The following is an 11170-nucleotide window of genomic DNA, read 5'->3' as shown; positions in this document are numbered from 1 at the left end:
AATTAAACGGTGCCAGAACTTGCCTGAATTTTTCAGAGACCAACTGCTCTGCGGTTTCATGATAGTCACACGGTTGAAACTTAACGCGATTACCTTCAGATATACCTACCCGACCCGGCCCCAGCACTTTTCGGTGAATAGGAAAAAGAGACATTAATCTCTCTAACCCATCATCTGAACCTTCAACTTGATCTAACATATAACTCGTTGCACGACCACTTTCGTTTAACATATAGTATTTACTATCATATTTCATTTTCTTGCCATCACATGATTTGTCTTCTAATTGCACATCTCTCAAACTGTTGATAATTCAGAATATTGAAAAACCTATGGCCGCCAGAAACACTTTAGGCAGCCATTGTAGTAATAGCTTGTTATTCAAAGGCCGAACCAATTGACCATTCATCTACCCGCAAAAACTTCAAGCCGGTTAAATTAGCTTCACGCAGAGCATTCACAACAGTTTCATGGAATAAAAATTTAGGTTTTTCTTCTAACCTAAAGACAAGACGCTCTGCTACTGGTATTTCTTCTAATACCTTATCATCCAAGGACAGACTTTCTAAGGTAAAGCTATATGTTTTATAATTTCCATCAATTTCAGAACGTAATAAGTTTATACATTTATAACTATTCCAAATATGAATATAATAATAATCTGACCAAACCTTATTACCATTGATGATATTTGTTTGATAAAAATCAACGCCAGGTAAGTTAAATTTCAACAATACCTGTCTAAATTTATCCGAGATCAACTGTTCTGCAGTCTCATGATAATCGCATGGGCTAAACCTGCTAGAATCGCCATCCAACACTTCTACAATGCCTGGACCTAACACCCTTTTACTAATGGACCTACGTGACATTAGATGCTCTAATCCTTCATCAGAACCATCCGCTTGTTCAAGCATATATGCACCTGACTCATGATTTTCTCTCAATATATAGTACTGACTGTCGTATTTCATATTATTTTCGTGCAAGGAATTTCCCAATGAACAGACTCAGCCACAGGCCTCTGAGTCAATGTTTATCAAATCCAGCCGTATCTATCATTAAAGCCCCACTGAAGGGGGCAATATCAATTACAAATCATCATAAAAATCATCATCGTCGTCTTCAAAGGCAGATCCGATAGACCAGCTATCTACACGACGAAAACCTAAACCACTGAGGTCAGCGGCACTGAGGGCTGCAACGACAGACTCATGAAACAGAAATGTTGGGTCTGCTCTCAACCGGAAAACCAATCTTTTTTCTAAAGGCACTTGATCCAGCACCTCTTCATCTAACGACAGTTTCAATAGAGTAAACCTGTCACCGACATAGGTTCCAGATATTTCACTGCGTTTCTTATGTATCGCCTGATGATGATTCCAGATATGCATGTAATAATGTTCTGACCAAATTTTATCGCCATTGACTATATTAGTTTGATAAAAGTCCACGCCAGGTAAGTTAAACAGTGCCAGAACTTTCCTGAATTTTTCAGAGATCAATTGTTCAGCGGTTTCATGGTAATCACACGGCTGAAACTTAGCCCGGTTACCCTCCGATATGCCCACTCGCCCTGGCCCCAACACTTTTCTGTTAATAGGGAAAAGAGACATTAATCGTCCTAACCCTCCATCCGACCCTTCAATTTTGTCTAGCATATAGCCAGTTGATTCACCACTCTCTTCCAGAAGATAATACTGACTGTCGTATTTCATGATTACAGCTTCCGGTGAATCCGAATATGTTGATCTGCATGCTGAATCTTATACGCCAAATCTGGATGAAAATACAATGCCTCATCATCATAGGCCAACCAAACTTGTTCTCCAGATTGAATGGCAGCCGCGACCCTATGCAAGGGCTTTGCCTGAACAAACTCGTATTCCCAATCCTCTTCACGAAACGTACCATAGCCGGCAGGGTATCGATATTCTCAGTAATCTCTAATTCATCGCTAATGTAAACGCCAGGAAAAAGAGTGAAATCAAGGATAACTCTTGGCTCGTCTGAATAAAATTTTGTCTTTGCCACTTCCGCAAGTGGACCCTGTTGTTGAAAGCTTTGTTTGATCCAGTTTTCCATTAGACGATCTCCACAGGAAAAGCAACAACACCGGTGATATTATTCTCATCAATAATATTTTTTATTTTTTCGTTGATGATGACTTCACTGATATACTCTTTAACTCTAAAAAAATCATGATTAACATTAGCCTTATTAAGCTTATTCATATCAAAGACCATATTTAGTATGAAGTCATATGAATTATAATAATCACTATAATTTCTTGCTTGCGACGAAGATAAATGTAGCAAATTATAAGATGGGAAAATATTCATATAAAAATAGTCATGATACATCTTACCATCAACATCAACATCAACAGGAATAAACTGTACACCTGTGGCAAAGTTTGCGGTAAGAACATCAACTAACCGACGATGAGCGATGTAATCAACTGTTTTTAAAACATCTGACATTCTGCGTTGTTTGTATACTTGATCGACCTTAATAAGAGGAGGTTTTTTATAGTACTTAATAGATAAATCACTTTTATCTTCAATATCATTAAAATCTTCCACAAAAGAGAAAGATGCTTCATCTTCAATAAACTTACTTTCTAATAAATAATATTTCATTTACCCTCCAAGTTTTGCTTTTTTATTTTCACTTAACATTTTTTCATTATAATAAAAATCAAGAAATTGATGTTCTCCCTGCCCTGAGCGATGCTTGCATATAGCTCCTTCATCTTTATGCTTACTTGACTCTTTTAATTTACCACGACAACCTCTATTCCCCGGCGCATAGTCAATACCAAACGACTCAGGTTGACTAATTATACCTTTATAAGAAAAGTTATTCATTAAGTCGAGCATATCAACTGATATTTTACGAACTCTATTTATAATATTACTTAATTCTTTATCGCCATTACCACAGAAAATAGAATTTTCTATCTCTTTTCCTAGTTTTTGAAGTTTTTTATTTATCTCGTTCGTGTAAGGTGAAGGATGACTACTATTATGTAGTGGTACCTCTAATGAGCAAGCTAGTTCAGGTACCATTGGTAATACTGTGATGTTGTATTCTTTATTAATATTATAACCAACCTTCGGTAAGAGCTTAAACAAAAAATCATTCTTCATCATTTCTTCTATTGTAATAATATGATGAGCTGCAATTACATTTTTAGGATAACTCACCTCATGCTTTGGACGGCGCCAATTACCATGCTCATCTTTATCTGCACTTCTTGCCCACCAATCATGTTCAATGGGTTTAATGCCTAAATATTTCCACGGTGAATGTTGCCGCTGCTCTTTATCAGAACCTTTTCCTGTGTATCCTCTGCGAGTAAAGCCATACTCCCTGTCATTTTCTTTATATAACTTGCCTTTATAGCCATCGTGCTTGCAAAGATTCTTAGTTTTCTTTTTCGGCTTTTTACCTTTTTTCAGTACTTTCTTGCCACATAACGGACAAGGCTCTCCATTTCGGCGTTCAAGATGAGTTTCATTGTCTCTCTCATGCTGTTTTTTAGGGTGATAATTCAGCATTTTCTTATTGTTTTCGAAGATCTTCATCAGCACCTTGATCAAGCCTTCCATGCCTTTACCTGCGTTACGGGCTGTGACCACTCCCGTCATTGCTGCAGCAGCAATTGGTGCGCCAACTCCAGCACTAACAGCTCCCGCAACGGCTGTACTGCCTGCAACAGCTGCGACATCTATCCCTTTTTGGGTCATTTGAGATACAGTAAAACGAGCCAGTTCATCTGGTGGCATGGATTCCATGAAACGGCGTGGCAGGCTGGCAAGATATTGTCGTGTCTCTGGATCCGAGGCCAGTAGCAATAAAACTTCCATCGCCATACTGGCTTGCTGCAAACCCAGCTTGGCACGATCAACATGCTTTAGTTTACGTTGCAGGATGTCAATTTCACCCTTGTAAATGGCTTCCACGAGAACATCGATACCAATATCTGCCGCTTCCATCAGCTCGCCAAATTCGCCAAAATCTGGGATATATTCGGTAACGCCTGTGCTTACACCCAGTCCTGCACTTTTCGCATAAGACCAGCTTTGCTCCAGGAAAGACAAGTCATCAAAGGCATCTTTGCGGCTTTCCATCTCAGCTAATTCGGCTTCAACAGAGGCCTTCACCAATGCAAACGTTTCAGGCGCAACGTCAACTGCCATTGCTGCCTGCCGGTGTGCTATCGGCTTGAAATCTTCAACCATGTTATCGAGTGCTTCTGATAACTGTTTTTTCAGCTCGGCTTGTTCCTTTTCTGCCTTTTTCGCTGCTTCTTTGTCACCAAACGTCACTTCTGCGCCAACTTGAGGTACGCCGTACAGCATCACACTGCCGTTCGCATCCAGTTTTCCTTCCTGTTTTTCGCCATTGGCGAACATAACAGAGTAAGGCACATAACCTGCTGGCGTTTGCTCAATGTCATCGTACGTCAGTCGAATCGCCAGCGGCGCTGGTAATGCGTTCAGCGAGTGAACCACATCGGTAATGCTGCCGCCCTGCGTGGTGCGCTGGTTATTGGTCGGCACCACCATGATGTTTTCGCCCTTGCTACGGATGGTGGCGATTTTCTGTTTCAGGCCGTTCATTGCCGCTGAAATGTCATCGGGCAGGTTTTTACGGACCGTTTTCACCGATTCCCGATGGGCTTTGATGTTGTCTGAGATATAGGTATAACCACGGGTATCTGAGTGAAAAAGGATCGTTTCCAGCCGGGCATCCGTTTTTTCCAGAATGCTGCCGCATTCGCGACTGAGCAGGGTTGCCTTGGCGTCCCAGTCCAGGTTGTCCAGCCACTCATTCGGATTGCCGGTTCCCAGATGACGCATGGAAGCCAGCAGGTTGTTGCCGGATTCCTCTTTGTGATAATTGACGAACAGATCAAACAAGACGCCGTCTGCTTCCATTATCGGCAGCATGGTGCTGATCAGGCCGAGGATGTCCTGCTCCGACACAGGCTGCTGGTCAAAGAAGTTGATCAGTCGCGCTGCGATCTCTTCTGCCTGACCCGGTTTGGGGTTCAATGGCAGGTGGGTGCGAATCTCCACTTCCAGCATGTGACGAAATTCTAGGCTGTCTGCCAGCGTTTCGCCCAGATAACCCCAGTGACGCTCTTGCAGATCGCCTCTTGGTACCCAGAATGGCACGCACATGTGCGATGCGCGGTCAAAAAACACCTCGTCATCAAGCGTGGCTTTTTCAGGATTGGCAGAGCGAGGATAATTGATTTTATAAGGCGCTGGCGCTTCACCGTATTCAACGGTGCAGCCTTTGGTGGGCAAGCCATCAACGATGGCTTCACCTGCGTTGTTCAATGTGCCTTCTGCCAGAACAGCACCGGATTCATCTTTCAGTTTGAAAGGGGCATTGGCGAGCGGTTTACCGGACGTGTAACGACATTGAACACGCAGCGCATGGGTTTTGTCTTCATCTGGCTGAACGGTCACCGACGGATTTTCACAACCAAAACACATGGTATTGCCTGCGTTCATGGTCATCATATCGGTTTTACGGGCCACCCCGACACCTTCAATTTTCACTGTGGAAGATGCCGTGGTGAATTTGGCTTCCGCTTCAGTCGTACCGGAAACAATGCCTTTTTTATCGCCGCCTGCATCGCCGGTGCTGCACGAAAACTGGCTGCTTTTCAGGGCAATACTATTGCCACCATCCGCGGTGACTGTTGTGCTTCCATCGGCCAGATCGGCCGACTTCGCATTGTTTCCGTAAGGGATAGGAACAACGGGTGGCCCGACCGTTGTCATACATACATCAGGGACGGCAGCATTCGCTTCACCGCCAGACCCTTTATGAACAATACTCAGACCATCAGCATTGATAGTGACTCCCATGACGCTTTCCTCGCAACACAGACTAATTAATAGCCATTATTCTACCAGATGCCCATCATCGTATCCCATTGATAAAAAATAGGAAATACTAGTCAATATGACTTTTTACCCAGTCAATCTGACAGTTGTTCAATTCTTGTGAGGAATATCAAGATAACAACTAAAAAGTCTGGATTTGCCTCGCAACACGACTATACACAGTGAAAATAGAAGACGGTCATCAGTCTGCCTGTATCTGATAAATCATGGTCGTTGAGCCAGAAAAGCCAACAAGCCATTTCAGATAAGGAAAACGATCGGTTCTGACCGGGAGGAAACCTTTTTCGTCATACAGTTTTCTGGCTCTTGGGTTACTGTCGATAACGTCGAGCCGCACTTTCTGATACTGATTTTCACTGGCATACGCAATAATGTGCGATAGCAGTTTCGAACCGAGCCCCAGGCCACGACAAGCAGGATCCACCACGATGCCGTCCATGATCAGCTCTTTGGGGTCAGGCTTGCGTTCAAACAAACTCAGGACAACCGCTGCCCAGGTTCCGCGCCAGACGCCCAGTACTCGCCATAACCGTCTTAAGGTTATCCCGCCCGTCAGTGATCCCTGCGCTGTCTGATACCCGGCAATACCCACGATTTTTCCATTCGCTATTACCACAAAAGAAAAATCCGGATTAAAGGATTCAGCCAGTAAATGAATCCGCTGCGCTTTGCTGGGAATCGCGGCTTTAAACTTATGTCCAAACGCATTTTCATACAGTGAGGCAACGGCTAAAGCATGGGACGCATGCCAGCCTTGCTGAATCATTGAATAGTCCATGGAAAACCTCTGAGCAGCCTTTTTGCAGGAAATAATAACCCGGGCAGCATTGACTTTAATCGACAAAACATCGTCATCAAAACGAGATAACGCTGTGCGTGCGCCAAGCCACACAATACGCAATCAGATGTCTATATTAGGGTACAGGATCACATATCCTGCAAAGTCATTGTCCCCTCAGTGATCGCCGCCTGGTTGTGCCTTAGATAATCAATATCCGCCAGATAAGCTGCGTGGTGATTCAGGACAGGCATGACCCACCTGTCGGTGCAGATAACGTAACAAGCGGTGAACCGTCGCAGACCAAATTATTGATTGGTCAGATCAGTCAGCACCTGCAAAGCCAGGTCTGCTTTGTCCGCCGGTACAAAGACGTGATCGTGATAATACGCGGCAATCACGTTGGCACTGATGCCATGCTTTGCCAACGCGGTTGATACCGCCGCCGTCAGCCCAACGGCTTCGAGGCTGGAATGTACCGTCAGTGTGATACAGCGAAAGGTCGATTCATACTTGATTGCAGCCGCTTCTGCCGCCTGAGCCGTGACCACCAGCGTTAACCCTTCCTGCTCCTGAAATGTCGCCAGGGGGGCATACTGAAGATACTCGGTAATATCCCCGTTGACCGTACAAAATACATATTCTTCTTCCCGCGTTACCGGCGACATGGTTTGCAGCAGCCGTTTTAAATCCATGATTCCTGACATATTTCCTCCCTACCCTGTCATCATGCTCTGTGATCAATAGTTAAGTAAGCTGTTTGTACATCACGTAGCAATCGACCAAGCCTTTATTTTTGTGCCGGTAGGCGCCCGGTAAGGTGCCGACTATCTCAAAACCCAGCTTCTGCCAGAGTTTCACGGCAACGTTATTGGTCGATACCACTGAATTAAACTGCATCGCGCTGAACCCCAGCTCAAGCGCCACTTGTTGTGAATGCTCGCACATGGCACGCGCGACGCCTTTGCCCCGCGCTGCCGCCGTCACCATATAGCCGCAGTTACAAACATGATCCCCCGGCCCCATGGCATTGGCTTTGAGATAATAAGAGCCCAGCACTGTGCCGTCTTGCACGCATACAAATGTCTTTAGCGGCAACTCGCCCCACAAGGTAAAAGCTTGCTCACGGCTCATTTCCGGATCAAAGGCGTAGGTTTCCTGCGCCTGAATAATGCGTCTGAAATCTGGCCAGAATTGTTCGAAATCGGCGGCATCCATTTCACGTATCAGCATATCTGGGCTCCCTTTACTGTTATTGACTGAATTTACGACGAAAACCTCTGGCTGTCATGCCTTGGTATCACGTAAACAGGCAGACAAAACAATCATAACTGTGTGACCTGCGACTTCAGGCGAACGCACTAATACACAGCGTTACAATCAATCACCCTACCCTTCTGGATCCTCAGACACACATTAACTGGATCTCCTTTGGACAAACGGACCTTCCTAGAATGGGTTTTCAGACTTATGGGTCTATACCGACAATCTGCTCAGTTCAGGAAGCCGTCATGTCAGAAAATGTTCAATTACACCATTTTGCACTGAACAACCCGACGTTACTGTCGGCTATGTGCAACAAAAGCGATGATGCCATTGAAATCATCAATCCGGCCAGCGATGAGACACTCGGTTATGTTCCGTCTCTTAGCAAAAATGCCATCATTGATATCATTGAACGGGCACACCTTGCCCAGAAGCAATGGGCAAACCTACCAGCAAAATCCCGTTCAGCCATGCTGCGTCACTGGTATGAGCTTGTCATGGCAAATCAGGATGATCTTGCCCGCATTATGACACTGGAACAAGGCAAGCCCTTTGCTGAAGCCAAAGGTGAGGTGGCTTATGGCGCCTCATTTATTCAATGGTTTGCCGAGGAAGCAAAACGTACTTATGGCGAAAGTATTCCTGCCACCAGCGAAGACAAACGCATCATTACCATCAAGCAACCTGTGGGCGTGGCAGCGGCCATTACCCCCTGGAATTTTCCTATCGCCATGATTACCCGCAAAGCGGCACCCGCACTGGCTGCCGGATGCAGTTTCATTGCCAAGCCAGCCAACCAGACGCCCTTAAGTGCTTATGCGGTCACAGAACTGGCTTATCAGGCAGGGATTCCCAGGGATCTGCTGGCGATGGTTAACAGTCACTCTTCTGTGATGGTGGGCCAGTTGTTCAGTAGCCACCCGCTTATTCAAAAGCTGTCTTTTACCGGCTCGACTGAAGTTGGCCGTGTTTTAATGGGCCAGAGTGCCGATACCGTAAAACGGACTTCCATGGAGCTTGGTGGCAACGCACCGTTTATTGTGTTCGAGGATGCCGATATTGAACGTGCTGTCAAAGGTGCGCTGGCCTCTAAGTTCCGCAATGCCGGGCAAACCTGTGTCTGTGCGAACCGCTTCTATGTGCATGACAGTGTTTATGACGATTTCGTCCAGCAGTTCAGCCGTGCTATCAGTGCGCTGAAAGTCGGTAACGGTCTGGAAGCAGGGGTATCCATCGGCCCGTTAATCGATCGCAGCGCCAAAGATCAGATCATGGCACTGATTCAGGGCGCTGTGGTTCAGGGAGCACAGGTAGCGACAGGAGGTGAAGATCTGGGTGGACTGTTCATCGCACCTACCCTGCTGACAGAAGTCACACAGAACATGGACATAGTGCAGAAAGAAATTTTTGGCCCGGTCGCCCCTGTGATCCGCTTCAGCAACGACAGTGAACTGATTGCGATGGCCAATGACACGATTCATGGTCTGGCCAGCTATTTCTACAGTCAGAATATCAATCGGGCATTTCACATTGCCGAAGCACTGGAATTCGGCATGGTTGGTATCAATGAAGGCATCATTTCTACCGAAGTTGCCCCGTTTGGTGGCGTGAAGCAATCGGGCATCGGCCGCGAAGGCGGACGCCAGGGCATCGAAGAATATTTACACACGAAATATCTGTGTTTTGGCTCGTTGTAAGCCAATTCTGCAACAGCACATCATATAGACAAGGAATTCTGCATGGACAATCACCACTGGCAACAACGCAAAGAGGCGGTTATCGCAAAAGGAATGGGGAATCTGGCATCGATCTATATTACTCAGGCCGATAACATGACACTCAGCGATGTCGAGGGGAATCAGTACATTGACTTTGCGTCTGGCATTGCTGTTACCAATACTGGTCACAGTCATCCGCAGATCATTGACGCCGTCAAGCGACAGCTCGACCAATTCAGTCACACCTGTGCCATGGTTACCCCTTACCCGGCTTTTGTGGAACTGGCTGAGCAGTTGGTCGAACGCGTACCCGGGAACTGCGCCAAAAAAGCCATCTTCCTGACCACAGGTGCCGAAGCGGTCGAAAACGCCGTTAAGATTGCGAGAGCAAAAACCGGACGCAGCGGTGTCATTGCGTTCAAAGGAGGGTTCCACGGCCGCACCAATCTGTGCATGGGACTGACAGGCAAAATCACGCCTTATAAAGCCGGTTTCGGCCCGTTTCCTAACGAAATTTATCACCTTCCCTTTCCAAATACCTGCCATGGGATCAGCCAGGCCCACAGCCTGAATGCGCTGGAGGATTTATTTGCCAGCACCATTGAACCTGCTCGCGTCGCGGCGATCATTTTTGAGCCGGTTCAGGGTGAAGGCGGTTTTTATCAGGCTCCGCCAGCGTGGGCTCAGGCCATTCGCCGCCTTTGCGATCAGCACGACATTGTTCTGATTTGTGATGAAATTCAGACGGGGTTTGCACGCACAGGGAAACTGTTTGCGACCGAATACCTTGGCATCGAACCCGATCTCATGACACTGGCTAAAGGCATTGCCGGCGGTTTCCCGTTATCGGCCGTTGTCGGTAAAGCTGAGATCATGGATGCCGCCAGCCCTGGTGGATTGGGCGGTACGTACGCGGGCTCGCCACTCGGCTGTGTCGCCGGGCTGGAAGTATTGAAGATCATCGACAAAGACAATCTGTGCGACAAAGCCAGCGCGATCGGCGAGGTGATGAAACAACAACTGGAAACGCTTCAGCAATCCTTCCCTGAAATTACCGATATCCGCCAGTTAGGCGCTATGGTCGCGATCGAATTAAGTGACCCTGTCACTCATAAGCCGCTTAGCGATCTGACAAAGCAGTTGGTTCAGTCGGCCCCCCAAGCTGGACTTATCCTGCTGTCGTGCGGTGTCAAAGGCAATGTCATTCGGCTTCTGCCGCCGCTCACCGCTGACATGGATGAGATCCGACTCGGACTGAACCGGCTCAGGGTGCTGTTTGAGCAACTCGTTAAATAACACTCAACTCACCGGCCGTGCAAGCAGCCGGTGAGATACCTGCCTGGATCACAAGTTGCCATACTTTTCTGCTTTTAGCGCTGTTCTCTGTTCTCCCCTGCACTTGTTACTGATATGTTAAACAATGAAGGTATAGCGACAGGTTTGCCCAAGGATAAGGGCACCTTGAAATAGGACGTAAC

General features: G+C 46.4%; 9 protein-coding genes and 1 pseudogene. 2 read left to right on the top strand and 8 right to left on the bottom strand.

Annotated features, from left to right (window positions below; translation table 11 throughout):
* The 8 genes and pseudogenes from P0Y67_RS12590 to P0Y67_RS12555 all read right to left on the bottom strand — a co-directional run.
* Positions 1-292 (bottom strand): annotated as a pseudogene (locus tag P0Y67_RS12590) (hypothetical protein); the annotation flags it as partial.
* Positions 293-377: 85 nt separating this feature from the next.
* A complete protein-coding gene (locus P0Y67_RS12585; RefSeq protein ID WP_342392136.1) occupies positions 378-974 on the bottom strand; it encodes an imm11 family protein in 597 nt (198 codons plus the stop codon).
* Between the two features lie 117 nt (positions 975-1091).
* A complete protein-coding gene (locus P0Y67_RS12580) occupies positions 1092-1718 on the bottom strand; it encodes a hypothetical protein (RefSeq protein WP_342392135.1) in 627 nt (208 codons plus the stop codon).
* A 366-nt stretch (positions 1719-2084) separates the two neighbouring features.
* Positions 2085-2642 carry an imm11 family protein gene (locus P0Y67_RS12575; protein ID WP_342392134.1) on the bottom strand — a complete coding sequence of 186 codons (558 nt, stop codon included), beginning with the start codon at positions 2640-2642 and terminating at the stop codon, positions 2085-2087.
* Positions 2643-5891, bottom strand: coding sequence for a PAAR-like domain-containing protein (locus P0Y67_RS12570; RefSeq protein ID WP_342392133.1), 3249 nt, complete (start codon positions 5889-5891; stop codon positions 2643-2645).
* A 220-nt stretch (positions 5892-6111) separates the two neighbouring features.
* Complete coding sequence (locus P0Y67_RS12565) at positions 6112-6708, bottom strand: GNAT family N-acetyltransferase (protein WP_342392132.1); 597 nt, start codon at positions 6706-6708, stop codon at positions 6112-6114.
* 308 nt (positions 6709-7016) lie between these two features.
* Complete coding sequence (locus P0Y67_RS12560; RefSeq protein ID WP_342392131.1) at positions 7017-7415, bottom strand: ACT domain-containing protein; 399 nt, start codon at positions 7413-7415, stop codon at positions 7017-7019.
* Between the two features lie 40 nt (positions 7416-7455).
* Complete coding sequence (locus tag P0Y67_RS12555; protein ID WP_342392138.1) at positions 7456-7938, bottom strand: GNAT family N-acetyltransferase; 483 nt, start codon at positions 7936-7938, stop codon at positions 7456-7458.
* Positions 7939-8219: 281 nt separating this feature from the next.
* Between P0Y67_RS12555 and P0Y67_RS12550 the strand changes: the two genes are divergently transcribed.
* Positions 8220-9671 carry an NAD-dependent succinate-semialdehyde dehydrogenase gene (locus P0Y67_RS12550; protein WP_446728834.1) on the top strand — a complete coding sequence of 484 codons (1452 nt, stop codon included), beginning with the start codon at positions 8220-8222 and terminating at the stop codon, positions 9669-9671.
* A gap of 42 nt (positions 9672-9713) precedes the next feature.
* Positions 9714-10988 (top strand): 4-aminobutyrate--2-oxoglutarate transaminase, encoded by a 1275-nt coding sequence (gabT, locus tag P0Y67_RS12545; RefSeq protein ID WP_342392130.1) that lies wholly within the window; start codon positions 9714-9716, stop codon positions 10986-10988.
* Positions 10989-11170: the final 182 nt, after the last annotated feature.

Source organism: Photobacterium sp. SP02 (assembly GCF_038519165.1).
Lineage (GTDB): Bacteria > Pseudomonadota > Gammaproteobacteria > Enterobacterales > Vibrionaceae > Photobacterium > Photobacterium halotolerans.
This window is presented reverse-complemented; position numbering and strand designations above follow the sequence as displayed.